This is a genomic window from Vibrio mytili, assembly GCF_000830505.1.
In the GTDB taxonomy this organism is placed as follows: domain Bacteria; phylum Pseudomonadota; class Gammaproteobacteria; order Enterobacterales; family Vibrionaceae; genus Vibrio; species Vibrio mytili.
Window position 1 is genome coordinate 72,298 of sequence record NZ_JXOK01000006.1, and the last position, 26,087, is coordinate 98,384.

Genomic DNA, 26,087 nt, shown 5'->3' on the forward strand with positions numbered 1-26,087 from the left:
AAATCATATGGAAAAAAGAAAACCGACAATTAAACATATTGAAGTGAGCCAAAACACCGCTGAACTGGTGCTACGAGTTGATGAAGACATCCTCGATTTTAAGGGACACTTTGCTCACTTTCCGCTTTTACCCGGTGTCACGCAAATTGACTGGGCGCTGCTCTATGCCATCCAGTACCTGAAAACACCCACTGCATTTAAAGGAATGGAAGTGATTAAGTTCCAAGAGCCCATCCTACCCAACTCCATCGTTCACTTAGCCTGAGCTGGGATGGTGAAAAAGGAAAATTGGCTTTTAAATACACCTCGGGTAGCCATGACACACAGAACACGCATTCATCCGGAAAAATGAAACTGGGGCAGCCTAGTGAGTGAGTATCGCCCGTGTTTTTTGATCCCTTGCTACAATCACGGCACTACCATTGCCGATGTCGTGACATCGCTCTTGCCCTTTGCTATGCCAGTCATCATCGTCGACGATGGCAGTAACGGCACCACCAAGCGTGCGTTGGCATCGCTGCAACAACAGGACTGTATTGAATTAATCACCCTTGCTGAGAATCAAGGTAAAGGCGGCGCTGTCATGGCGGGTATACGTCATGCTCATCAGCAAGGATATAGTCACGCAATTCAGATCGATGCGGATGGACAGCACGACCTGACGGCACTGCCGGCCTTACTGAGTGCCAGTGAATCAAAGCCGGATATGCTGATTTCTGGTCAGCCAATCTATGATGACAGTGTGCCTAAATCTCGCTTGTACGGACGCTACGCTACCCACGTTTGGGTGTGGATCGAAACCTTGTCTTTATCAATCAAAGACAGCATGTGTGGTTTCCGTGCCTACCCTATTGGTCAAACCGTTGCTGTATTGGATAAATATAACATCGGCAAACGCATGGATTTTGATACCGAAATAATGGTACGAATGTACTGGGATGGGATCGATGTTGATTTTGTCCCAACGCGCGTGATCTACCCTGAAGGTGGCATTTCTCACTTTGATGTGTTGTGGGACAACGTTAAAATCAGTTGGATGCACACCCGCTTATTCTTTGGCATGTTGCCACGTATTCCTTCTTTATTGTTGCGGAAAACAGCCAAATCTGACGACACCAACACGCATTGGTCTAAGCGAAAAGAACAAGGCACCGTATTCGGCATCAAACTCTTGCTGGCTGTTTATCGTCTGTTTGGTCGAAAAGTGTTTGATCTGATTTTAAAGTTGGTCATGCGTTACTATCACTGGACAGGAAAGTCGGCTCGAGAAGCCTCTGAACATTATCTGTCTATTTTGAAACCGTATGCTCAGGATAAGAATATTGTTTTACCCCAAGAGTTAAACAGCTACCAACACCTGCTCTCTTTTGGTCGCACTATGCTCGACAAACTGGCGGCGTGGCAAGGTGACTTTAGTGCCGACAACTTGACGATTCATGGTCAGCATCACTTCGAAGAGATGGCGCAACAAAAACAAGGGGTGCTCATTCTTGGCTCTCACCTGGGGAATATTGAACTGTGTCGCGCATTAGGCCGCCGTCACTCTAATATTAAAATCAATGCGTTAGTCTTTACCCAACACGCTGAGCAGTTTAATGCTGTGATGAAGGCGGTGAACCCGAGTTCAGAACTCAACCTTATCCAAGTCAGCTCAATGGGACCAGATACCGCTATTTTGCTGCAACAGAAAATCGAGCAAGGTGAGTGGGTGGTGATCGTTGGCGATCGCACTTCCACCAGCAAAGAGAGTCGCGTGGTTTGGGCGGACTTTCTTGGTCAGCCCGCGCCATTTCCGCAGGGGCCATTTATGCTCGCTTCCGTGTTAAAAGCCCCCGTTTATCTCCTGTTTGGCTTAAGAGATGATACTGCGAGTACGCCACACTTTAATGTCTATTTTGAACATTTTAGTGACCAAATCAGCTTACCGCGTAAAGCGCGCCAACACGCCTTGGAAGAGGTCGTACAACGCTATGCTCAGCGATTAGAACACCACACGCTGCAAGCGCCTTTGCAATGGTATAACTTTTTTAACTTCTGGACGTTAAGTAATCAGCCACATGACAAACAACACTAATCACAACATTACTTTTGGTGCTCAACCGCTTACGATTGAAGATGTGGTTGCCATAGCGCACGGGGCGAAAGCCGCCATGAACGCATCATCGGACTTCAACGCTAAAATCGACCGCGGAGTAGCATTTTTAGAACGTTTGCTGCAAGAAGAAGGCGTGATTTATGGCGTGACAACCGGATATGGTGATTCGTGTACTGTGGCAATTCCGCCCGCATTGGTGGATGAACTACCACTTCATCTGACGCGTTTTCATGGCTGTGGACTGGGGCAGATTTTAACTCATGAACAAGCCCGCGCGGTGCTCGCCACCCGACTGTGTTCATTATCTCAAGGTGTGTCTGGCGTCTCTCATGACTTGCTCAACCAAATTGTGACACTGATTAATCACGACATTGCCCCACGTATTCCGCAAGAAGGCTCAGTTGGTGCAAGCGGTGATTTAACGCCTCTGTCTTATTTGGCGGCCACGCTCATCGGTGAGCGCGAAGTTCTATACAAAGGTGACGTGAGATCAACGCAAGAGGTGTTCACCGAACTCGGTATCGACCCTATCCGCCTTAAGCCTAAAGAAGGCTTAGCATTAATGAACGGCACGTCTGTCATGACCGCCCTAGCCTGCCTCGCCTACAAACGTGCCGAGTACCTGGCGCAGCTGTGCACCAAAATTACGGCAATGGTATCGGTTGGTATGCAAGGCAATGATTTCCACTTTGATGAAGCTCTGTTCGCGGTCAAACCACATCCAGGGCAACAGCAAGTCGCTCGTTGGCTGAGAGACGACTTGAACGCCGAACGTCCACCTCGTAACAGTGACCGACTGCAAGATCGCTACTCGCTGCGTTGCGCCCCTCACGTTATTGGTATGGTGCAAGATTCTCTACCTTGGCTACGACAGTTAATAGAAAATGAACTCAACAGTGCCAACGACAACCCTATCATTGATGGCGACAACGAACGTGTACTGCATGGTGGTCACTTCTACGGTGGTCACATTGCCATGGCGATGGATACGTTGAAAGTGAACATTGCCAACCTGGCTGATTTGTTGGATCGACAAATGGCACAGCTGATGGATTATAAGTTTAACAATGGCCTACCGTTTAACTTAACCGGTGCAGAAGGCGAACGTAAACCGATCAACCATGGCTTTAAAGCGTGCAGATTGGCATTTCTGCCTGGACAGCAGAAGCCTGAAAAACACAATGCCAGCAAGCGTATTCTCCCGTTCGACAGAATGCCATAACCAAGACAAAGTCAGCATGGGCACCATTGCGGCTCGCGATTGCTTGCGTGTGCTGGAGCTCACCGAGCAAGTTGCCGCAGCATCACTGCTCGCGAGTGTACAAGCGGTTGAAATTCGTCGTCGCCATAACGAATTAGACGAACACCATATGAGCAACAACTTACGAATGATTCGTGATGCCGTTCTAACCGAGTTTGAATTTGTGATTGAAGATCGCCCGTTAGAGTCGGATTTGCGTCACTTCATTGGGCGAATTCAGCAACGTCACTGGTCATTGTACGCGGAGGCATAATGCAAGACCCAATTCTCTATCCATTAGAAGCGGAGGTGACAATGGTCACCTCATTTCAAGATGCCGACCCCATGGGCGTGATTTATCACGGTAACTTTTTTCGTTATTTCGAAGAAGCACGCCGCGTATTGATGGAGAAAATTCAATACAGCTATCGTGACATGCAAGATTCAGGATACATGTGGCCGATCATCGACACTCGGGTCAAATATGTCAAAGCGATCCCCTTCAATCACCGAATTCGTATTACGGCAAAGCTGACCGAGTGGGAAAATCGTCTACGCGTGGATTACATCATTTACGATGCCGACAGCCATCAACGCATGTGTAAAGCGCACACGACTCAAGTCGCGGTCTCAATCGAAACACAAGAGATGTGTTTTGTCTCACCATCGGTTTTTTTGGACAAAGTGACGCAGTGGCATAACCAAGGGAGCGTCAATTGATGCAAAAATGGCTTCTCTCCTTCGCGCTACTGTTTTCGGTTTCCGCATGGGCAAATGTCACCGACCTGACGTCGCTGCAACAACAGCTATCACAACATCCAGTGGTGCGCGGCGACTTTACCCAACAGCGTCATCTTGACATGTTCAATCAGCCTTTGCGTTCTAGCGGTCATTTTACACTCAGTAAAATGCATGGGTTGCTGTGGCAACAGGACACACCGTTTCCAGTCAACTTAGTCCTCACTGAGAACAAACTTCTCAAACGTTTGCCGATCAAGAACCAAAAACGATCTCGGCCAAAGATAACCCAATGGCGTTCTATTTCAGCCGTATTTTTCTGTCTGTGTTTCACGGTGATACAACCGCTTTAAAAACGCAGTTCTCATTGGATTTTTCAGCCGATAAAGGTCAGTGGCGATTGGTATTAGTCCCTAAGCAGCCCCCCCTTAATGCTGTCTTTAAGTCGATTGTGTTATCTGGTAACGAGCACATTGACAACCTCACGCTGCAAGAATTACGTGGTGATAAAACTGACATTGAATTTAGCCATCAAACTTCGATACCACAGGAACTGACGGATGCTGAAGACGCCCAATTCCGCTTCTCGTTTTAGCCTTGGTTCGCGCTCCCTAGCTCTGGCTTGGCTAAGCATTGTTGTCTTGGCCAGCGTATTGCTGCTCAAACAATGGTTGTGGAACGCAAACTCGCCAATAGAGACCGACATATTAAAACTGCTGCCGAAGAATCAGCAGAACCCGGTTGCGGAACAAGCATTTGAATCCGTCTCTGCCAGTCTGAGTGACAAAGTCGTATTTGTGCTGACCGCGACGGAGAAAAAAGCGTTGTTCCAAGCGGTATCCGCCTTAGAGTCAGGGCTTCGCCAAATGCCACACTTTAATAAGGTGGTTGGTAAGATCTCTTTGCAAGAGCAGCAAGCGTGGTCCAATTATTACTTCCAGCACCGTTTTCAGTTTCTGACTCCAGAACAGAGAACACGCCTAAGTCACAACCCAGCGAAGCAGGTTCAACACGTTGTGCAGTCCCTTTATAACCCGTTTTCTGGCGTGACCGGGCAAGAGCTGCAAAGTGACCCCTTTTTGTTATTTCGGGACTATTTAACGCAAGTTACGCAACAATCTTCGTCTTTCCGACTGGATAACGGCTACCTATCGACGCAGAAGGAAGGTCGACAATACTTGCTTGTGACGGCAGAGCTCAATCACTCACCCTACAGTATTAAAGGGCAACAAGCGGTGCCTGATATTCGTGCGCTAGAAGAGAACGTCGAAAAGGCATTTCACGCAGACATCGCTCACACAGGTGTCTTGTTCTACGCCGACTTTGGCACCCAAAGTGCTAAGTCCGAAATCAGTACCATTGGCGTTTTTTCGCTGCTTGGTATTGTATTCTTGTTCCTCTTCGTATTCCGCAGTGCCATGCCTTTGTCACTCGCCCTGTTGTCGATAGCCATCGGGTTGCTCGTCGCACTTTCAATCACAACGTGGATATTTGGCAAAGTGCATCTCTTTAGCTTAGTCTTCGGTGCCAGCTTGATCGGGGTCTCCATCGATTATGCCTTCCACTATCTTACTGAGCGGCTCGCAGCGGGCGCCAGTTGGGACAGCCGAAAAGGTCTCAAGCATATTTTCATCGCCATTACGCTTGGGTTAGTCACCAGTTTGATTGGCTACCTCGGTATGCTGGTCGCGCCATTCCCAGGGCTACAACAACTTGCTCTATTTTCTTCGATTGGTTTAGTGGCGGCTTACGCGACGGTCGTGGCTTGGTATCCATTGCTCGCCTCTCTACCATCACATCCCAACGCGACGTTACCCGGGCGTCACTGTTGTCCAGCTGGCTGAAAGTATGGCAGCAGCCTTGGTTAAAAATAGGACTGCCGACCCTTTGTACCCTTTTCAGTGGCTACTTTTTAGTGGGCCTTAACTATAATGACGATATTCATCTGCTGCAAGCCATGCCAAAAGACCTCAAACAGCAAGAAGCGCTGGTCACCAAGCTCAGCGGCATGCAATCTTCGCAACAAATGTTGGTCGTCACCGCAGAAAACAATCAACGTTTACTAGAACAGCTGGAATCGCTAACGCCAACGTTAGCTTCATGGCAATCCGAGCACGTTATTGAAGGCTATCAGAGCCTGCATCAGTATGTGAGCTCGATTGAACGTCAGCAGCACGATCATCAGCTCGTACGCGACCTTTATGCGAACCAAGCAAACCAACTGAGCACTGCATTGCAACTCAGCGACCTCCCGGAACTCAACGACGTATTTGCTCCTGTCACGCTAGAGGCGTATTTACAACACCCTGTTTCTGCACCGATACGTTTTCTCTATTTGAACAAGATAGAAGGGCTTTCTGCTGCCATTATCGTGCTCAACCACCTGCAACATCCAGAAGTGGTCAAGGCATTTACCCAATCTGAAGCCAATGTCACCTACCTAAACAAAGCGGAAGAAGTTTCGTCACTGTTTGGCGAATATCGCGTTAAGATTATGGAACTATTGGCCGCCGCCAGTGCGGTTATCTTGCTCGTGTTAATCAAACGCTATGGCGTAGCCCACAGCTGGCAAATTTTTCTACCGTCCTGATTGCATGTGCATGTGGACTGGCAACCGCAGCCGCTACCGGAGCAACGCTCAACCTGTTCAATTTGCTCGGACTGATCCTGATACTCGGTATTGGTATTGATTACACGCTGTTTTTTGCCGAGAAAGCCCGCAGTTTAAGCACATTACTGGCGATCACTTTGTCTGCCATCACGACGGTACTGTCCTTTGGGTTATTGTCACTGAGCCAAACCCACGCCATTCATAGTTTTGGCATCACGGTACTCAGCGGTATTTTCGTGGCTTGGCTGCTCTCACCTATGGCCATAAAATCAGAGGAAGTGACCTCATGAGCAAACTAAAAACGTTTTACCGCGCTACGATCGTTCTATTCGGCCTACTGTTGGGAGCCTGTAGCCTCGTGCCGCAACACGCATCAACGCAGGTAGAAGCTGCTCCGAACATCAAGATTACGCTGCCTACACCAGCTAGCCTTGGTCACTCGTTAACGGCAAGCCAGTTGATCACAGCATCTTGGCAAGTTGCAGGAAACAAGAAAACCGAACAACTTCCCGTCCAGTTGCAAGTCACAAACCAAGATGTGGTGTTAGCGGGCTTTTCTTCTTGGGGTACTCGTATCCTCTCGTTGTCTTACGATGGACATACAGTAAAGACAGAAGTGCTCAATGGTTTACAACAGTCACTACCACAGCCAGAACAGGTGTTGTTTAACCTGATGCTCACACTGTGGCCGAGTTCCGCTTGGGAAGGCCCATTAAATAAGGTAAGCTGGCGAATGGTTGATACACCATACTCACGCACCATTGTTGATGGTGACGGTGAATCTGTGATTGTTATTCAGTACAGTTCCTCCAATCACCTAGAGGGAGATATTGAGTTTCATCACCAGAAACAAGCGTTTTCAATTTCTATTCAAACACTACAGCATCAGATAAATTAATAATAAAGAACGACCCTATGTCTATTCGCTCTCCCCAACCTTTGTATATCCAAGCCTGCGGCTTTCATTCCGCCATGGGCTGCGATGTCGAAGCGATTCATCAATGTTTGTCAGGAGCCAAAACGTCAAACATGGTTGTCGACCGCGATATTTTGAACTCAGGTCGCCAAACGGTGCTTGGTCTAGTCGCAGAATCGCTGCCGACTCTACCTGGCGCATTGAATCACTTTGATAGTACAAATAACCGCCTTGCCCTCTCCGCCCTCCAACAAATTGAGTCTGATGTACAAGATGCAATTCTTCGTTATGGCCGAGACCGTATCGCGGTAGTGATCGGTACCAGTACGTCAGGCATCGCGGATGGTGAAATCGCTCTGGAACAAAAAGCGACGAATGGCGCCTTTCCTTCTGACTTCCACTACAGCAAACAAGAGATGGGTAACTGCAGTGATTTTATCGCGGCCTATTTTGATTTAACTGGTCCGCATTACGCCATTTCGACTGCATGCTCTTCGAGTGGTCGCGTCTTTCTCACTGCGCAACGTTTAATGCGTTCTGGAGTGGTTGATGCGGTCATCGTGGGCGGTGTAGATACGCTATGCCGACTGACCGTCAATGGCTTTAACGGGCTAGAAGCGTTGTCCGACACCCACTGTAAACCCTTTGACCAGCATCGCAATGGTATCAATATCGGTGAATCTGCTGCGATCATGCTGTTAAGCAACGCTCCGGCTCGTGTTGCCTTACTGGGCGCAGGTGATAGCTCCGATGCTCATCATATATCAGCCCCGCACCCGGAAGGATTAGGCGCAGAACAAGCGATGCGAAAAGCACTGCAAGATGCGGGCTTGACCGCCGAAGACATTGGCTATATCAACGCACATGGCACCGCAACGCCACTGAATGACGCGATGGAAAGCAAAGCGATTCAGCGCTGTTTTGGCGATTCGGTTCCGGTGAGCTCAACCAAACCCCTGACTGGACATACCCTAGGGGCAGCCAGTGCCACAGAAGCAGCCATTGCTTGGCATATTCTCAAATACAATTTGGCGCTTCCGATCCAGCATTGCCAAAATAAAGACGACGGCATCGAGGTAACATTGGTAAACGAACCAACTAAACTCGGAGAAAAAGCCATTCTCAGTAACTCATTTGCCTTTGGGGGCAACAACATTAGTCTTATCTTTGGTTACGCTCATGACTAAACTTCCTCCTATCGAACAACTTCTTCCGCACGATAAGCCAATGATTTTGGTCGATCGTGCGCTCGATGTGCAGCAAGACTCGATCCATTGTCAGGTAGAAATTGGCGCGCACAATCCATTTTTCGATTCCGTTTCTCAAACCGTGCCAGCGTATGTGGGCATCGAGTTTATGGCGCAATCGGTCGCGGCTTGGTCTGGCTACCACGCATTTTTAAAGCAACAGCCATCACCAATCGGTTTTTTGTTAGGCAGCCGCCGGTACACCTCTGAATGTGACGCGTTCTCTCTGGGTGAAGTGCTTGACGTATACGCAGAAAAACTAATGGAAGACAATGGCATGGCGGTATTTTCTGCCAGAATGGAGCGACAAGGGACCACCGTGGCAACTTGTCAGTTAAACGTCTACGTGCCATCAGAAGAAAAATTACAAGAAATGAAAATTAGGAGTCAACAATGACCCGACAAGTCCTCGTTACAGGTGCAAGCAAAGGTATAGGCAAAGCCATCGCGGTACAGTTAGCCAAAGATGGTTTCCACATGGTCGTACATTACATGGGCGACCAAGCAGGTGCCCAAGAGACATTAACACTCATTGAACACAATGGCGGTTCAGGTCGATTGATCCAATTTGATATTAGTAACCGTGAAGCATGCCGAGAAAAGTTAGAAGCCGACATCGCAGAACACGGGGCCTATTACGGTGTAGTGAACAACGCAGGCATCACCAGAGACACTGCGTTTCCTGCCATGACAGAAGAAGAATGGGACGGAGTGATTCACACCAACCTCGACAGTTTTTATAACGTCCTCCACCCTTGCGTAATGCCGATGGTGCAAAAACGCAAAGGCGGTCGAATCGTCACACTTGCTTCTGTATCTGGTTTAATGGGTAACCGCGGCCAAACCAACTACAGCGCAGCAAAAGCAGGCGTCATTGGGGCAACCAAATCTCTGGCATTGGAGTTAGCAAAACGGAAAATCACCGTGAACTGCGTTGCACCAGGCCTGATTGATACTGGCATGGTTGATGAGCACGTGAAAGAACATGCGATGCCGCAAATCCCTTTACGCCGTATGGGCGAGCCAGAAGAAGTCGCAGGCTTGGTAAGCTACCTTATGTCGGACATCGCCGCTTACGTGACTCGTCAAGTTATCTCAGTAAACGGAGGTTTAGTATGAACCGTCGAGTCGTCGTCACAGGGATGTCTGGTGTCACAGCATTTGGTAACGATTGGAACTCCGTCGAACCCAAGCTGCGAGACTGCCAAAATGCCACTCAGTATATGGCATCCTACGAACAGTACGATGGTTTAAACACCAAACTGGCTGCTCCCGTACCGGATTTCCAGTTACCGAAGCACTATAAGAGAAAGCAAGTACGTGGGATGGGCCGAGTCTCTAAGCTGGCAACGGTCGCGACCGAGAATGCACTAGACCAAGCCGGTTTACTCGGCAACGCTGTGCTGACCAATGGCCAAACTGGTATTGCTTATGGATCATCAACTGGCAGTACCGACGCCATTGGTGCATTCGGCGTAATGTTAAATGACAAAACGACCAAAGCCATCACTGCGACGACCTATGTTCAAATGATGCCTCATACCACAGCGGTAAACGTGGGGTTATTCTTTGGTTTAAAAGGACGTGTGATTCCCACCAGCAGTGCTTGTACGTCTGGCAGCCAAGCGATTGGATACGCATACGAAGCGATTAAACACGGTTACCAAACTGTAATGGTAGCAGGCGGTGCGGAAGAGCTTTGCCCGACCGAATCTGCGGTCTTTGATACCTTATTTGCAACCAGTCTGAAAAACGAAGCCCCTCAAAGCACACCACGACCTTACGATTCTGACCGTGACGGTCTGGTGATCGGCGAAGGTGCAGGTACGCTCGTATTGGAAGAATATGACCACGCGGTCGCTCGAGGTGCTAAAATTTATGCGGAAATCATCGGATTTGCCAGCAACTGCGATGCCGCCCATGTGACTCAACCACAAATGGACACCATGCAAATCTGTATGGAAATGGCCCTGCAAAATGCCGGGTTACCAGCCGATAAAATTGATTATGTGTCTGCACATGGCACCGCAACCGAGCGCGGTGATATTGCTGAAAGCAACGCCACAGCCAACGCACTGGGTAGAGTCCCCATCAGCTCATTAAAGAGCTACTTCGGCCATACACTTGGCGCTTGTGGTGCCATTGAAGCTTGGTTAGGCCTAGAAATGATGCACAGCGGATGGTTTAACCCTACCCTCAACTTGGACAACATAGACGCCCAGTGTGGCGATTTGGACTATATTACCGGACAAGGCAGAGAACTCGACGTCGAGTACTTGATGAGTAATAACTTCGCCTTTGGCGGTATCAATACCTCCATCATTTTCAAAAAGCTGTAACACGGCCCGAACCGCTCATCCGCACCGTTAACTTTCGGTGCGGATTTCCAACTAAGGCTTAACCTCAGTAGCAAGATAAGACGTAGCCTTGGTCACTTTTTATCGTCAATGTTCGTGCTAGCATCGAACACATCAAGATAAGAACACTTAGAGAAACCACCATGTCATCAGATTACTACGGAAGCAGTGCCAACTACGCACGTAAAGAAGCCGGTTATCGAGAAAAAGCCCTGAAACTTTACCCTTGGGTATGCGGAAGGTGTGCAAGAGAATTTGTCTACTCTAACCTGCGTGAACTCACGGTTCACCACAAAGATCACGACCACACAAACAATCCTGAAGATGGCAGCAATTGGGAGTTATTGTGTCTCTACTGCCACGACAATGAGCACAGTAAATACCTAGAACATGAACGTTACGGCAGCGAGATTAAGCCCGGCGAAGATGAGCACGAAGGCGCCACCTATAACCCATTTGCTGACTTAGCCAAAATGATGAAGAAGTGATGGGTGAAAGCCACGTTGCAGCAGTTGATGTGGTTTATCCAATGTATATCAACTTATCGTTCATCGGCGTCACCCAATTTGCCTTTGAACGATTGGTTTACTGACATAATCACCCACTATCCCCTAAACGCTTTTTGGGACAAAACCTTGCTAGCGATCATCGTGCCGAAAAGTTACTGAGCAATTAAAGCCTAGAGACTTAGAGACACCTGCCTCACATAACTTTCCCAAGATTCGTAACACCGAATTGAAGCCTTTTTGATTGGAGGTGCTCCCTTAGTAACAGCAAGCTTTTCGGTCATTAGGTACAACGTTTGGGCTATTCTTTGTGCTGTGTCATATTGGTTTAAATTTGGGATCATATGGACATCAATGAAACCTCTGGCGATAGTTTTTGGGCACCGTGATAAGTTATCTGACCAAAATCGAGATTGCCTGTCATTAGATGGCTTTATATACCCTGAATCTACGTCGTCCGACCATGAAAAAAAGTCATTTTTCAAATTACCAAAAAGGTTAGGTGAGACAATGAAAATATCCAAATCAGATGTGCTATCGAACTGCTTACCCAGCTTGCTAGGAGCTAATGACTGGCCCAACCTAGCGCTGCCTGTTAAGTTAACATCCTTTGGGTCAATATCTAACCGCATTGCTATCCAAGTACGAAGAGACTCATAAACACCCGGACAGTCTTTGAAAGCATAAGGGATACCTTCCGATAACCACTGCCTTGCAATTGCATGTTTAGCCGAATCACCACCTTTTGCTGCTTCTTTAATCTCTTCAGCATTAGGGTAAGTACCAAGAACATGCCTTAACGGCTCTGGGACACTAAATGACTTCATATATTTCTTTTTCCTTAACCTTATGCTTTTAGCAACTATGTACAACGCTCTGTCGTTAATTAGCTCTTCTTTACGGATACTTTTGTATTTTGGCTCTGGGTACTTGAGACGCGCTATGATTGAAGCCGCTTGTTCATCACTGAGAGACTCTAATGATAGATTTAACTTCTTACACGCTGCATTAGCACCATGCATGTTCCATCCAAAATACGCTACCGAAAGATAGAGTTTAAGTATCTTATGTCGACCTAAATACTTAGTTAGTCTTACAGCCAAATATATTTCTTTTAGCTTTCTCAAGGCGGTAGCTTCATAGTCGCCAGTTAAAGTTCGCACCAATTGCATGGCTACTGTAGACCCGCCTTGCCTTGAACCAATTGCTATTGTTTGCCAAACAGCACGCGTTAGCCCTATGGAGTCAAAACCGTTGTGACACCAAAATCGATGATCTTCACCAGTAACTAGCATCTCAAATAGTATTTCCGGAAGGCCTTCGTAGACCTCTATCACTCGCAAATCTACCTCGCGCTGAAGCATGATCCAATCTTGCCGAAAAATCATGATTTAGTTCTTTTAAACAATAACATAAACTATATACCTGAATAACTACTGGCAGTTTTCATACAGGACATTCGGCCTCTCAATATTCTCACTTTTTTGTACGCTGGATGGTATAAAGCTCAAAATTTACAATACTTTGTAGCCACCTCCAACAATAATTACTACCTCGGTATTGCTATACTAATAGTCGACCCAATCAAGAATTGAGGGTTGTAGACGCATTAAAACTAACAAGCTCAGTGAATACTTCGGTGGTGTCAAGTTACTGATAGATTTAACAAAAAAGTTTGGGCATTTCATGTTTCCTGCCCTGTCGGCACACCTTTGGACATTTCAGAACTACATGTTTTGCTAAATTAGTGATTAACGGATTAGGTATGCTTAGGGTAAATATCTGCCATATTCGTTTGTTAGGTAGCATTACCACACAAACTTCCCACACTCACTTTGCTCAGCCATCAAGCTCAAAACTTTGGCTTGGTATTGACGGACTTTAATGGGAATAAAACTAAAGTCAGCATTATTACCATCATCGTCTGAGCAATGCCCTGTATATAACCATATTTCCGGAAAATCCAACGATTCACAGTATTCTGAGATGCTAGGTAAAGCCGAGTAAAAGTCGTCCATTTCAAGTGACATAGTACGGTTATCAATGATAATTACTGTTTGATCTTTACCTTCATGCCTCTTCACTGCTTTTTTTGAAATACTATCTAAAAGTACCTTTTCAGCAATTTTCACTGGAGAAGGTAATTTACTAATAAACACGGTTCTCTCTTTTGAACACAAAGGGTTAAAGACCAAATCGTTTTCACCAATACCCGCCAGTAAAAACTCTTGAACAACACTATTGATAGCATCACTTGGAAAGAGTTTTCCTAGCTTGATAAGCTCGTGCAGTGGTATTTCTTTTTGCTGTTTCCACTTAGTGTAACGTTCCTCACTAGAGTGGTTATTAAAGACTTTATATGACTCAGCTATTGAGGTTATTTCAACATTGAACTTTGAATTCTCACTTGTTTCAATTTGGAAGTCCCAAGGCTTATCTCGGGAAGTTAGATAAATACCTATATTTTTTTACAAAAATTCCTGACCAAGTGACTTAGATAATGTGTGAAAATAAGTGTTTCTCTGTGAAAAGGGTCTAGGACATCTAAAACAATTTTTTCCACTATATTCCCATCTCTCTTGATATAGAACACTCGTTTATAGTTGTTCTTATTCTCAAGATCACACTCAGGATAGAAGCTACTTTTTATCGTCTTCAACCGTATACCTCGAAGCAATTTTTGATGCCTAATGTTAAACTAAGTGCCTGATAACGCAAACACTCAACTCAAAATTTACGCCGTAAAAATCGCTGCCGCAATTGAAACCAAACTCACCAAGCGTTAGAAATCCGACTTAAGCCCCGTGTTAGTTTCATCTTTTCAGCCAGCAAAGTTTGCAAATTAAAACGGTAACTTACGGACAAAAATTCAGTTGGACAACAGCGCAAAGACAACCACTTGAAGTGCTTCAGTTTCGTGGTTAAATTTTGTTCGAGATAAAAGCATTTTAGACAAGGCAAGTTGATTGAAACCTAGTTATTCTAAGTAAATGAAACTTAACGCCGTATAAAATGCTTTTAGTGGGGCGCCTAGCTCGAACCCGAAGGGCAGCGTTTGTTGAGCTTTTCTACTGCGTCATCGGCTCCTCGTGTAGGCTAGCTGCACCACAAAGCCTCTTCCTTGTATAAAACCTCAACAACTCGCTGCAAAAATCATCTCGAAACATCAACAGACCCTAGGAGCCTGAATGAAGTAGCGGCTCTGACAATGTAACGAAGGTTGGCATTTGCCAATCGGGATTGAAACCGTGAGAGGACGATCCTCCTGATAACCACAAAATTGGGTGAGTGCTAGGTCGTCAGCATGATGAACATACGTTAATTCGCAGAAGGTGCGTTATACGTTGAAACAGCGGAAGTGGTTAATACGCTGTAACCAAAAGGGAAGAGCGTCGGAAAGAGATTGCCCCATGCTCTTTCGTGATCATTGAACTCTCCGCACCATCGCGAGCATCTACCCTGACATTGCGTAACATACGGAACACGGTAAGCCTGTATCACTCCCTCAGGGAAAGCCTCTGTGGCCGATAGTGATGCAGGTAAACCCGGCAAAGCAAAAGCGTTGCACTGGATACTGACCCACTCGCGCTCAGAAAAAATTATTGTTGTTAAGCGGGTATCACACAATAGAGGCTTAACACTCTCCGAAGAGAAAACACACATTACCCACATCAGCCCACCCAATGCTGCACCCCGAGAGGTCAAGTTTATTTCTGTGTTTGTCGTGATTTCCCGTGTTTTCTTATTTTTCTGTGCTCTACGCGTAATGGCGCAGCGGTGGTCGTGTCGTGGTGGGGTTTACAAAATTAAGCACAAGAAAGTTTAAATAACAGAGAAAGAAAGCAGCCCAGATACAAAATGTTTTCATTAGTCAAATTGTTTCCCCGAATAAATGAGAAAGGCATCACATTATTAAGCTTATATTAAGGCTCTTAATACGACTTACTGTTTCTTAAGAGGTTTTTTTAAAAATAAAACATATAAAACAATAGGTTATATGTGTTTTTGTTTAATGCTTAAAGTGACTTATATCACAAAAATAACTGTTGAAAATAGCGATTTAATCATAACAGCAAGTTGAAATTGAATATCTTTGTGACTTGATTCAAAAAAATAATCCACCTAAAAGCCAAAATAAAGTCATCAACTTAAGGGGAGGATTTATGAGAATAGCGATAGCAATCAGTGGTGGTGATGCCGTTGGTATAAATAACTTCCTTCTCCAAATATCTAAAAATACGTGCTCAGATATTGTTTTGTACGATGGTGGAATCAATGGATTGCTCAATGACAAGTTTAAGGAAGCCACTTACCGAGACTTAATTGATTACGCATTGTCACCAATGCCAATACTAACGTCTGGTAGAACAGAAAATAAACTTGTTGAAGGTGAATATTTAAGAATAGTTAAAAACTTAAATAAAAGTAAAATCGATGTATTAATTTTAGCCGGTGGAGATGGGTCTCTTCAATTTCTCAATAGATTATCACTATACGGTGTTAATTGTTTTGGTGTCGGAATGACCATAGATAATGATGTTAGTGGTAGTCATTATACCATAGGTTTCTCCACTGCTTGTGAACAAGTCAGGCTTGAAGTCCAAAAGCTTAGAATGACCGGAAGAGCACTGCCTAATCGTATTTTTATGGTTGAATTGCTGGGCGCTTATTCTGGTGAATTAACATTACAATCGGCAATAAAATCTAACGCAGATATCGCTTTGATCCCAGAATATCCTATTTCTATAGAAGCGCTATCACAGAAGATAAATCAGCGACTTAAAGTACAAAACTCTGTGGTTATTTTGTGCTCCGAAGGTTACACAAAAGAGTATTATCCCGGATTTCAGGGGGCTATTGATACCGTGATAACAGAGCTTGAACCCCTTGTTTCAACAAGGATTAGGAAAGCTATTCTCGGTTTTAGCTTACGCTCAGGTGAACCTTGCTGTGAAGAGTTGTATCAAGGCACTTTAATGGCTAAAGAAGTGATACGGTGCCTTCAATCAGGGTTAACAAATAAAGCCATCATTATTAATTCAAGTAACAGAGCAATCCCCATTGATCTGTCCAGTATACAAAGGAGACAAACGGAAAAGGACGACCATTACGTGAAACTCGCAAAAGACCTAAACATAATCTAAATCTAATATAATAAAGGATATAACATGATTAAAGTACTCTGTGTTTGTGGATGTGGACTTGGTTCTAGCTTTGCAATAGAAATGAGCGCAAAAACGGTTTTAAAAAAGCTTGGTGTTGATTTTACGATTGATCATACCGACGTTTCTGGAGCCAGTGCATTTGATTATGATGTGATACTGACTCAAAAGACATTTGCGGATGTATTAAGTTCTGATGCAACAGAAAACCAATCCTCAAAAATAATATCTTTAAATAAATTGACAGATAAAAAAGAAATAGAAGAAAAACTCACTCCTTTTTTAAATGTTTAATTAAAAAGTCAAACAAATAAATAAAACATAGAGGTCATCTATGAACGCTTTTTTTAACTTTATAATCCATGACTTATTAGGTCAGGCATCAATATTAATTGCTTTTATTGCAATGCTAGGTCTAATTCTACAAAAGAAATCTGTTGGTAAAACAGTAGAAGGTACCTTTAAAACCTTACTCGGTTTTTTGGTAATGATGGCAGGTATCAATATTATTGTTGAGACCTTAACGTTCTTAAACCAGATATTTACTCATGGTTTTGGAATGACGGGTTATATCACAGACGTTGCCGCTATCGCTGGGCTTGCCAATAGAGAACTAGGCTCTGAAGTTGCCTTAACCTTATTAGTTATTTTCATTACCAATATTATTATTGCGCGCTTAACACCTTGGAAGTATATCTTCCTCACAGGGCAAGCACTCTTGTGGATGGCGACTATTGGTGCGTGATTGGCTACAAATCGGGCTTAACAGGTCTACCACTTATCTTAACTGGCGGTATTTTCGGTGGGATCATGGCCGTTGTCATGCCGGCTCTGGCTCAGCCTATCGTCAGAAAAATCACCGAATCTGATGATGTTGCGTTAGGACACTTCTGCACCATTGGATACTTAGTGCAAGCGGCGGTCGCCAAGCTTATTGGTAAAAACTCAAAATCCATTGAAGACATTGAACTGCCTGATGGTTTCAAGTTCTTGAATGATACCTACCTGTCTATGGCGGTGGTCATGGTCCCGATGTACTTGATCCCAGCGCTTGTCGCAGGCCCTGAATACATTGAACCAATGGCTAATGGCATCAACTACTTGATGTACTCATTCATGCAATCTATCACTTTTGTGGCCGGTGTGTTTGTGCTGTACGCAGGTGTTCGTCTATTGCTTAACGAGTTGGTTCCTGCTTTCCGTGGCATTGCCATGAAATTGGTACCCGATGCAAAACCTGCTTTGGATTGTCCGGTCTTGTTCCCTTATTCACCAAACGCCGTCATTGTTGGTTTCCTTTCTACGACCGTTGGTTCCATCATTGGCATGCTGGTTTTCCCGATGTTTGGTCTGGCGATGATTCTACCGGGTCTGCTCACTAACTTTTTTGCAGGTGGCACAGCGGGCATTTTTGGTAACGCTATGGGTGGAAGACGAGGCGCTATTATCGGTGGTGTTGTGCATGGTTTATTCATCACCTTCTTACCCGCAATTCTTATCCCGTTATTAGAAAGTTACGGCTTTGTGGGCGTCACCTTTAGTGATTCTGACGTTATCTCTACCGGCTTACTGCTAGGCAATGCCTTCAATGGTAACTGGACATTTGTTGCTCTATTTACCGTCTTTATTATCGCTATTACTTATTTTGTTCATCGCAGCATCGACTCTGAAACCAAACAAAAGGAATTAACCAATGAAACTGTATAACTTTACTGAATTACGAGCTATCGCGAAGGAAAGAGGCTTCCAGGCGATTGGTTCATTTAATCTCCACTGTTTGGAAATGCTGCCAGCCTTTTTCAAAGCGGCTCAGGAAACTCAGTCTCCATTAATGATTCAGATTTCAACAGGGACAGCGCAATTCTTAGGTCATGAGTTGATAGTGGATTCCATCAAATCCCTGTCCCGAACCCTAGAGGTACCCGCTTGTCTGCACTTAGATCATTGCTCAAATATTGATGATATCAAATTGGCTATCGACACCGGTTTCAGCTCAGTCATGTATGACGGGTCGCACTTGCCGCTGGAAGAAAACATCGCCAATACGAAAGTGGTCATTGAGTACGCTCACCCTCGCAATGTGACGGTTGAAGGGGAATTAGGTGCGATTGGTGGCAGTGAAGATGGAAAAGCGGTTGCAGAAAGTGATATTGCCTTTACTACGCCAGAAGAAGTTCAAGCGTTTGTTGACGGTACCGGTGTGGATATGTTGGCGATCTCTATTGGGACGGTGCATGGCTCTTACACAGCAAAAACCAACATTCAGCATGAACTGCTCAGAAAAATTACTAGCCTGACAAAAACGCCTTTGGTGTTACATGGCGGTACGGGTGTGAGTGATGAAGACATGCGATTGGTGGTTGCCAGTGGTATTGAGAAAGTTAACGTTGGTACAGAAATGAATGTGCAGTGGGTTGGTAATGTTCAGAAAACCTGTGCGGAAGGCAAAGTGGATGACAGCGTACGTAAGTTCTTAATTCCAGCTAACAATGCGGTGCAGGAAGTATTGAAACAGAAAATTCAACTTTTTCAATAAAACACCCTTCTACATAGGTATGACTGCCGGGTTGTCCGGCAGTCAATAAAGGAGCTCTTATGTTGAAAGCGATCCAATCTTTGTTTCAATCTAAACCTCGTCCATCCCCTGCGGCAACAAAGTCGAACGTTCAGAGCGATACCGTCAGTGCTCAGGAGATAGAGGAAAGTATCCTTAAGTTGGAAACAGCATTACATCAAGATGAAGCGAACTTTGATACACAAAAGAAACTGATGGTTGAGTACAACAAAGCACTTAAAATTTTCGCCAAAACCCAAGGATACCAACATAAGGTCGATGAATTGTTTATAAAAATCGACGAGCTTAGAAACACAACCAGAAAAAATTTTTAGGCGAGATATGAATATAAAAGAATTATTAATTGAATCGGAAGCCATCCAGATAGGTGTCGATGAACCCAGTTGGGAAAAGGTCATCCAGCTGGCTGCTAAGCCGCTGATAAAAAATGGTTATTTGACCGAATCATATGCGGACTCTGTCATTGATAGCACTCGCGACAATGGCGCTTATTATGTCTTTGATGAAGGGATTGCTATCCCACACGCTCGCCCTGAATGTGGGGTGTTAAAAAACTGCTTTAGTTTAGTATTGCTTGATAAGCCTATTTCATTTAACGGCAGCGTCCCAGCCGATATTATCATTATGTTTGGTGCCACTGACAGCAATGGTCATATAGAGCAAGGCATAGGCTCCATCGTTTCAATGCTGGATGACGATGACAAAATACAGTCCATTCGTCAGGTTCGCTCACAGGAACAGTTACTGGAGTTGATATGAGTAAAAATATCGCCTCAACTGGAAAGACCGTGATTTTGGTGAATGGAGTACCAGCGTCTGGAAAAAGCTCTGTTGCGTGCAATATCGCCCGTTATTTTAATATCACGTATCTTTCCATCGATACGATCAAAGAGCCTTTTATGGCAACGGTTGAAAACTACAATCGTACGATTAACCGTGAACTTGGCAAAGCAGCGTATCAAGTGATTTGGGATATCATTAAACAAGCTCCCCAAAACCATATCTTTGTCGTGGATGCGTGGTTTGGATTTCAGCCAAAAGAAAGCCTGATTCACTACCTCTATGAAGCTCAAGTAGATACAGTTATCGAAGTTTGGAACCAGATTTCTGGGACGACCGTAGCCAAAAGATATGAAGAGCGAATCCCTCATCGCTCCGATAAACATCCAAAACACGAATATCTGCCAGAGTTGGCAGCGCTTGCTGATAGAGCCGAACCAATGAGCATTGGATCAGTGATTCGTCTTGAACAGGATAAGTGTTTAGATATGGAGTGGTTGTACTCTCGTATTTCAGAACTTCTCAGCACCCCCGAGAAAAAAACGGCATAACAATGATGTTTTTTCTAATGCTCGAATTTGAAGTGCTCCCCTGATAATCGGTACTTGTAACCCTCCCTGTTTTAGTGGCAGTCTAAATTAGAGTTGTTCCTACTTTTATGCCTTGCTAAATACTCCCAAGGAGTCAGATCATCGAGTGAGTCATTAAAAGGCTTCCAACGATGTCGCTAAAACGCAAAAGCCCCGACAACTCATCGAGTTATCGGGCTTTCTAGAATAAATGGCACGCCCTGTAGGATTAATTAAACTAATTCACCCTATTTCACCTCACCTAATTTACACTCACCATCTCTATACTTATCAATAACTTGAGCATATTCTCAACCCACCTTAGCTAATGTCAATTAACTCAAATTAACGCTCAAAGGTGGGATAAAGGTGGGACAGAATCATTTAGCACTGACAAAAACCGCAATTCTTAATTTGCCGGTTCCAGAGAGAAGAACACGTATTGCTGACCGTAATCATCGTGAATCAGTTAATGGTCTATTTGTTTATTTAACCCCCAGTGGTTCGAAAACTTTCTATTACCGTAGACGACTCGATGGAAAGTACGTCGAAGTTAAGATCGGAATCTTTCCAGATATGACCGTTGATAATGCGCGCCGTAAAGCCAAAGAATTGGCCGTTCAATTTGACAGAGGGATCAACCCAAATTATGAGAAACAGATGGAACGAGCAGCCGAGACAATCGACGACTTATTCATAAACTATTTAGAATTATTTAAGCTAGATATTCAAGCAGGAACACGCAGGGCTAGCAGTTTAAGAGGTTCCGAGACTCTTTATCGCCTCCATATTTCCCCAGTGTTAGGAAAGATCAAATACAGTGCATTAGATAAGGCACGAGCAAAGCGATTTTTACAAACAGTCTTAAAAAATAAAGGCTACTCAATGCACAACCATTGTTTAACCCTGCTTAAGTCTATGTTCAATCGTGCTGACCTACCTAACCCATTGATAGGTATTAATAAAATTGATGAAGCCCTACACCGTCGAGAACGAGTGTTATCACGTGATGAATTACAAAAACTATTCACCGCTATGGAAGAAGAAGAACAGATATATCAAGATGTAATCTTGTTGCTATTACTGACGGCACAACGTAAAGCGAGTGTTCTCAGCATGGAATGGAACGAAATAAACGCAGAGCAAAAAGCATGGGTGATCCCGATTAGCAAAATCAAGTCAAAAAAACCTCATGTGGTTCCATTGTCAGATAAATCGATGGAAATTCTAACTAGACGTTTCAGTGAGCGATCACCAGGTGAAAGATTTGTTTTCCCTAGCCCTACCAGTAAGACAGGTCATATTAGTGAGAAATCAGGTGCACAATCATTTTGGCGACGAGTAACCAAACGAGCAGGGCTTTACAGTAAAGACCGCAAACAGAGCGTAAGAATCCATGACTTACGTCGAACTATGGCAACAATGCAAGTTAGCCGAGGTGGTAGCCTACAAGCTACATCAAAACTACTAGGGCATTCATCAATAGGTATTACAAACGACGTTTACGCACACTTGGAACTTGAAGCAGTGCGCCAAGAATTACAACAAACAACAGAGGTTTTATTCAGTAATGAGAAACAGTAACTTTGTCAGCTTCAATGAAGCGAAAACTGACATGTCAGAGCAGCATACTAAAGAGACTTACTTTTTAGTCTTTAACTATGCTGGCAAAGACGACCAACCAATAATTCTTGAATGGACTTTCGGGTTTGAAAAAGAACCTCCTCAAGTCAACATTGAAGGTCTAATAAGTAACCTAAAAGGAAACAATGCTCCTCAAAACTACATTCAAAGATTAGAAGATGTAGACATATCCAATCACCCAGAATGGATAAGGGACGCTCAAAGATGGTTATTTAATAACTGTAAATCGCACATAAAAACTATCGAAGACTTCCAGATAATCGAATACAGAAGACAGTTAAAAGACACATTCCGTAAAAATAACGTTTTTATAAGTGACGATGAGGTAGTTAAAACACTGAATTGGCTAATTGAGCGTTCTAGAAAAGACGTAGGTCAGAAAGTGTTTAAAGGATACACAAAAAGCACTTCAATCAAGCGTTTATTTAGAAATTTTGACCGAGCCGTTGAAGGACTTGCTAACCAATTTTTCAACGACACCAACAAGCCTTAACATTTCGTTTACATTTAATTTAATTTTGGAATGCACGTACACACCCTCAATCTATAAAGTTGCTTCTAGTTAATTGAAAACCAACGAGGCAACTTTATGAATGACTTAATACCTAACCAAAAAGCAGCAGACTATTTAGGCGTAACTAAAGGAACATTGGACAACTGGCGTTCAAGCGGTCGATACCAAATCCCGTACATTAAAATGGGACGTTACATCAAATACAGAAAAAGCGACTTAGATGCTTTTATTAACTCTCGCACCATGGTGCAGACGTCTACAGAACCAGCGAATATCTACGAAAAACGTGGGTTATTAAGCGTATGAGTAAATGTATCAGTGTCTCCATTCCATACAACAAGCATGGCGCGTATGAAGAATGGGTTAACGCTATAAAGCAAATTAAACCACTGACACCCAATGAAGTACGGGATGTAGTAGGTCGACTTAATAGACTGTTTGGTATCACTAAAAAACAAGTCAGAAAAGATCTAGGAGTATAACTATGGAAGAACGACGAGGAATTGTAGCTGTTGAACAAGAAGATGGAACATGGTCAATCATCGACACTATCCATCATCAAGGAATAAAGACAGGCCTGACTCAACCTGAAGCGCGAGAATTAATTGAAAAGCTCACGATGTACGCTTTAGAAAACCTATAAACGGAAAACCCCTGACTAGTCGCCACTGGTCAGGGGTTAAAACAACTCTCAACGAGGCAACGTCAATCGTTGTCAACACACGGGGTACAATCCAATGTGTAAAATAACTTTACAAGAAATCTTTGCAATACGCAATTTATTGACCGAGCGTCAATTCATTCGACTAGTTAAGTGGACACAAGTCGAGGGAAGAGAATGATGGAATCGGTTAACGTCCCAGAGGTTGAGTATTCCCATTTACACGAACGGTACACGCTAATCCCTTGGTTCGACGATCTAAACAAGCCAGCACCTTTCAAAGACGGCAAACAATACCCCTACAATCACCCACGCTGGATACGAGCTTCAAATCAGCGTGTAGGTGTTCGCCTTGATCGCTTAGTTTTAATAGACTGGGACGGCTACAAAGAAGATGAAGCAACCCCTTATGGTGTACTTGCTTCATCATTAGGGATGAACGAAGACGAGTTGCTTAACCATTGTTCACAATGGAATGATGATAGCTCAAGTTTGCACTTCCTCTTTGAACTCCCTGAAGACGTAGAATTAAACAGTATTAAACACAGTAACGATGGACACTGGTTAAAAGGCGTTGACGTAAAAACAGGTAATCAACTGTTCTACATTAAAGCAGGGAAACACAACCGCTTAGACGATTTTCAACCTGCTACGGTTCCGAGTGTTATTGTCGATACGGTTCTAAAGAAACACGAATCAAACAATAGACCACCAGCAATAAGCCACAACCTGAGACATGCAGAGGCAGTGTTATCTAAGATTGATTCAGATTGTGATTATCAAACGTGGTGCAATGTCATAGCAGGAACCGTTCACGAATTTGGTCATGGTGAAGACGTGATCGACATACTCGACAATTGGAGTATGTCAGCCAACAACTACAAAGGCCGTCATGATGTTGAAAATAAGGTCCATTCGTTTGATCGTGATGGTGGTTTTACGTGGGGAGGTGTTAAACACATTGCAGGTGTGACACGAGCACAACAACAAACAATAAGACCTAGATTCGGAAAAGTAAGTAAAGACAACGTAATATCACTACCCGTTACACATGACGGCATCCCGTCGATATTCCCCGATGTGAAGATACAACGTAATGGCAAGAAGGTTTTAAGCACTAACGACAACCTGAAAGCATTACTCAATGAATTAGGGGTGCAAGTAGCAACTAACCAGATGAATCTGAACATGGACGCTCAACGAGATAACACCATTCACGAATGGCAGTTTGATGAATTGCGCTCATTCCTAATTAGTGAAGCTGAAAAAACAGGTTTACCGAAAGTAGCTATCGACGAACATCTAACCGCTATTGCCATTAAAAACAGCTATCACCCTATTGAAGCCCATTTCACTGATAAACAATGGGACGGAATACCACGAGTGCAACGGGTAATCGACTGCATACCATCAAACAACCGCAGAGTGCGCGATCTAGTTATCCGCAAGTGGTTTGTATCTGCTATTGCTGCCATTTATCAACGAGGATTCAGCACTAAATTGGTTCCAGTGTTGAAAGGCAGTCAGTCGGCTATGAAGTCAGCCTTTCTTAACCGTGTTTGTTCAATTCTACCGAATAGCTTTTTAGGTGAATCAGATTTAAACGCTGATGATGTCGATAGTGTCATTCGTGTACTGTCTCACCATATCGTTGAACTGGCCGAACTAGAAAGAACGACCAAGCGTGAAGCAGGTTCATTGAAAGCATTCATCACGAACCGAGAAGATAAATTCCGTAAAAAGTACGGACGCAGCGACACCGCCAAAGCTCGACAAACCGTTTTCATTGCAACAGTAAACGACGAGCAGTTTTTCAAAGATGAAACGGGAAATACTCGATTTGCAGTTATTGAATTAAATGGCGCAATCGACATGGAGCAAGTGAACAACATTTTAGGCTACACATGGAACAATGGACGATTAACACACGACAGCCCCCACGAACTCGAACAGTTCTGGCTGGAAATTAAATCATGGTTTGATAGTGGTGAATCATGGATGTTGACCAATGAAGAACAACAGTTAACAGAATCTGTTAATAACAAATTTGTGGTTAAGAGCCAGTATTATGACGATATTCTTGAACGCATAAGCATGTTTGATTCAAGTTTCGGTATGAAATCAACGCAGATCGCTGACAGGATGGGCTTACCGAAAGGCTATTCTGGTCGTGTTGGTAGAGCACTTAACGACTTAGTAAGGGATGGTTATCTCAGGCAGGGAACCGGACGGGATAGGCGCTCATATTATAAAGCATGAAACGAAGCTCATCTTGATGATGGGCTTTTTTATTACCTGGTGACAATATTTACACATGCATGATCGTTAATACTCTTCCAGTGGTGACAGTAGTGGTGACACTATGGTGACAGCAAAATAATAGTTTACCGTCACACCTAACCCATTGTTCCATGGGCATTATATCTATCGGTGACAGTTGTGACAGTAGTTTTCTATTAAAGTAGATAATAT

The 26,087-nt window shown here is 44.2% G+C and carries 24 protein-coding genes and 5 pseudogenes; 27 read left to right on the top strand and 2 right to left on the bottom strand.

The genetic code is table 11. From position 1 onward, the window contains the following. The first annotated feature begins 7 nt into the window (after positions 1–7). The 12 genes and pseudogenes from SU60_RS02720 (at position 8) to SU60_RS02775 (ending at position 11,692) form a co-directional block, all read left to right on the top strand. Positions 8–375, top strand: a pseudogene (locus tag SU60_RS02720) (ApeI family dehydratase). Then, positions 368–2,074 carry a glycosyltransferase family 2 protein gene (locus SU60_RS02725; RefSeq protein WP_041154206.1) on the top strand — a complete coding sequence of 569 codons (1,707 nt, stop codon included), beginning with the start codon at positions 368–370 and terminating at the stop codon, positions 2,072–2,074. Before SU60_RS02720 ends, SU60_RS02725 begins: the two are co-directional and overlap by 8 nt. Further along, positions 2,058–3,609, top strand: a pseudogene (locus SU60_RS02730) (HAL/PAL/TAL family ammonia-lyase). Before SU60_RS02725 ends, SU60_RS02730 begins: the two are co-directional and overlap by 17 nt. Then, positions 3,609–4,055, top strand: a complete 447-nt coding sequence (locus SU60_RS02735) for an acyl-CoA thioesterase (protein ID WP_041154207.1) — start codon at positions 3,609–3,611, stop codon at positions 4,053–4,055. The pseudogene SU60_RS02730 and the gene SU60_RS02735 overlap by 1 nt, the downstream one beginning before the upstream one ends. Continuing rightward, a pseudogene (locus tag SU60_RS02740) lies at positions 4,055–4,668 on the top strand (outer membrane lipoprotein carrier protein LolA). Before SU60_RS02735 ends, SU60_RS02740 begins: the two are co-directional and overlap by 1 nt. Further along, positions 4,634–6,974 (top strand): annotated as a pseudogene (locus SU60_RS02745) (MMPL family transporter). Before SU60_RS02740 ends, SU60_RS02745 begins: the two co-directional pseudogenes overlap by 35 nt. Further along, complete coding sequence (locus tag SU60_RS02750) at positions 6,971–7,582, top strand: DUF3261 domain-containing protein (protein WP_041154208.1); 612 nt, start codon at positions 6,971–6,973, stop codon at positions 7,580–7,582. Before SU60_RS02745 ends, SU60_RS02750 begins: the two are co-directional and overlap by 4 nt. A gap of 17 nt (positions 7,583–7,599) precedes the next feature. Next, complete coding sequence (locus SU60_RS02755) at positions 7,600–8,787, top strand: beta-ketoacyl-[acyl-carrier-protein] synthase family protein (RefSeq protein WP_041154209.1); 1,188 nt, start codon at positions 7,600–7,602, stop codon at positions 8,785–8,787. Then, positions 8,780–9,244: a hotdog family protein gene (locus SU60_RS02760; RefSeq protein WP_041154210.1), complete on the top strand. Its 465-nt coding sequence runs from the start codon at positions 8,780–8,782 to the stop codon at positions 9,242–9,244. Before SU60_RS02755 ends, SU60_RS02760 begins: the two co-directional genes overlap by 8 nt. Further along, on the top strand, positions 9,241–9,966 hold the full coding sequence (locus tag SU60_RS02765; RefSeq protein WP_041154211.1) for a 3-ketoacyl-ACP reductase FabG2: 726 nt from the start codon (positions 9,241–9,243) through the stop codon (positions 9,964–9,966). The genes SU60_RS02760 and SU60_RS02765 overlap by 4 nt, the downstream gene beginning before the upstream one ends. Then, positions 9,963–11,186: a beta-ketoacyl-ACP synthase gene (locus SU60_RS02770; RefSeq protein WP_041154212.1), complete on the top strand. Its 1,224-nt coding sequence runs from the start codon at positions 9,963–9,965 to the stop codon at positions 11,184–11,186. Before SU60_RS02765 ends, SU60_RS02770 begins: the two co-directional genes overlap by 4 nt. Before the next feature lie 161 nt (positions 11,187–11,347). After that, positions 11,348–11,692, top strand: coding sequence for a YajD family HNH nuclease (locus SU60_RS02775; protein WP_041154213.1), 345 nt, complete (start codon positions 11,348–11,350; stop codon positions 11,690–11,692). A gap of 191 nt (positions 11,693–11,883) precedes the next feature. Here the strand turns inward: SU60_RS02775 and SU60_RS21175 are convergent, their stop codons facing one another. Next, a complete protein-coding gene (locus tag SU60_RS21175) occupies positions 11,884–13,098 on the bottom strand; it encodes a biosynthetic peptidoglycan transglycosylase (protein ID WP_084735547.1) in 1,215 nt (404 codons plus the stop codon). Between the two features lie 420 nt (positions 13,099–13,518). Next, the gene (locus tag SU60_RS02785; RefSeq protein ID WP_041154214.1) at positions 13,519–13,869 is read right to left on the bottom strand and encodes a hypothetical protein; all 351 of its coding nucleotides are present in this window, start codon (positions 13,867–13,869) and stop codon (positions 13,519–13,521) included. Between the two features lie 1,379 nt (positions 13,870–15,248). On the opposite strand from SU60_RS02785, the pseudogene SU60_RS21565 reads away from it, so the two are divergent. From SU60_RS21565 to SU60_RS20975, 15 genes and pseudogenes are all read left to right on the top strand, one after another. Continuing rightward, positions 15,249–15,344 (top strand): annotated as a pseudogene (locus SU60_RS21565) (reverse transcriptase N-terminal domain-containing protein); the annotation flags it as partial. A 466-nt stretch (positions 15,345–15,810) separates the two neighbouring features. Further along, positions 15,811–16,854, top strand: coding sequence for a 6-phosphofructokinase (locus SU60_RS02795; protein ID WP_245228342.1), 1,044 nt, complete (start codon positions 15,811–15,813; stop codon positions 16,852–16,854). Positions 16,855–16,878: 24 nt separating this feature from the next. Beyond that, a complete protein-coding gene (locus tag SU60_RS02800; RefSeq protein ID WP_041154217.1) occupies positions 16,879–17,166 on the top strand; it encodes a PTS sugar transporter subunit IIB in 288 nt (95 codons plus the stop codon). Positions 17,167–17,206: 40 nt separating this feature from the next. Next, positions 17,207–17,617, top strand: coding sequence for a PTS transporter subunit IIC (locus tag SU60_RS22555; RefSeq protein WP_209419661.1), 411 nt, complete (start codon positions 17,207–17,209; stop codon positions 17,615–17,617). After that, positions 17,593–18,579: a PTS transporter subunit IIC gene (locus SU60_RS02805; RefSeq protein ID WP_209419662.1), complete on the top strand. Its 987-nt coding sequence runs from the start codon at positions 17,593–17,595 to the stop codon at positions 18,577–18,579. The genes SU60_RS22555 and SU60_RS02805 overlap by 25 nt, the downstream gene beginning before the upstream one ends. Further along, positions 18,566–19,408, top strand: coding sequence for a class II fructose-bisphosphate aldolase (locus SU60_RS02810; protein ID WP_041154218.1), 843 nt, complete (start codon positions 18,566–18,568; stop codon positions 19,406–19,408). Before SU60_RS02805 ends, SU60_RS02810 begins: the two co-directional genes overlap by 14 nt. 59 nt (positions 19,409–19,467) lie before the next feature. Next, positions 19,468–19,761, top strand: a complete 294-nt coding sequence (locus SU60_RS02815; RefSeq protein ID WP_052481465.1) for a hypothetical protein — start codon at positions 19,468–19,470, stop codon at positions 19,759–19,761. Between the two features lie 7 nt (positions 19,762–19,768). Next, positions 19,769–20,206, top strand: a complete 438-nt coding sequence (locus SU60_RS02820; RefSeq protein ID WP_041154219.1) for a PTS sugar transporter subunit IIA — start codon at positions 19,769–19,771, stop codon at positions 20,204–20,206. Next, complete coding sequence (locus SU60_RS02825; protein WP_041154220.1) at positions 20,203–20,778, top strand: P-loop nucleotide/nucleoside kinase family protein; 576 nt, start codon at positions 20,203–20,205, stop codon at positions 20,776–20,778. Before SU60_RS02820 ends, SU60_RS02825 begins: the two co-directional genes overlap by 4 nt. A 387-nt stretch (positions 20,779–21,165) precedes the next feature. Further along, positions 21,166–22,380: a tyrosine-type recombinase/integrase gene (locus SU60_RS02830; protein WP_052481466.1), complete on the top strand. Its 1,215-nt coding sequence runs from the start codon at positions 21,166–21,168 to the stop codon at positions 22,378–22,380. Positions 22,381–22,411: 31 nt separating this feature from the next. Beyond that, positions 22,412–22,933, top strand: a complete 522-nt coding sequence (locus tag SU60_RS02835; RefSeq protein WP_128814595.1) for a hypothetical protein — start codon at positions 22,412–22,414, stop codon at positions 22,931–22,933. Positions 22,934–23,029: 96 nt separating this feature from the next. Beyond that, entirely contained in the window at positions 23,030–23,260 is a 231-nt protein-coding gene (locus SU60_RS02840) for a helix-turn-helix domain-containing protein (RefSeq protein WP_052481467.1), read from the top strand. Beyond that, the gene (locus SU60_RS02845) at positions 23,257–23,436 is read left to right on the top strand and encodes a hypothetical protein (protein ID WP_041154222.1); all 180 of its coding nucleotides are present in this window, start codon (positions 23,257–23,259) and stop codon (positions 23,434–23,436) included. The genes SU60_RS02840 and SU60_RS02845 overlap by 4 nt, the downstream gene beginning before the upstream one ends. Before the next feature lie 2 nt (positions 23,437–23,438). Next, positions 23,439–23,597, top strand: a complete 159-nt coding sequence (locus tag SU60_RS21910; protein ID WP_164833025.1) for a hypothetical protein — start codon at positions 23,439–23,441, stop codon at positions 23,595–23,597. A 195-nt stretch (positions 23,598–23,792) separates the two neighbouring features. Continuing rightward, positions 23,793–25,874, top strand: coding sequence for a VapE domain-containing protein (locus SU60_RS20975; protein ID WP_084735551.1), 2,082 nt, complete (start codon positions 23,793–23,795; stop codon positions 25,872–25,874). Positions 25,875–26,087 lie beyond the last annotated feature (213 nt).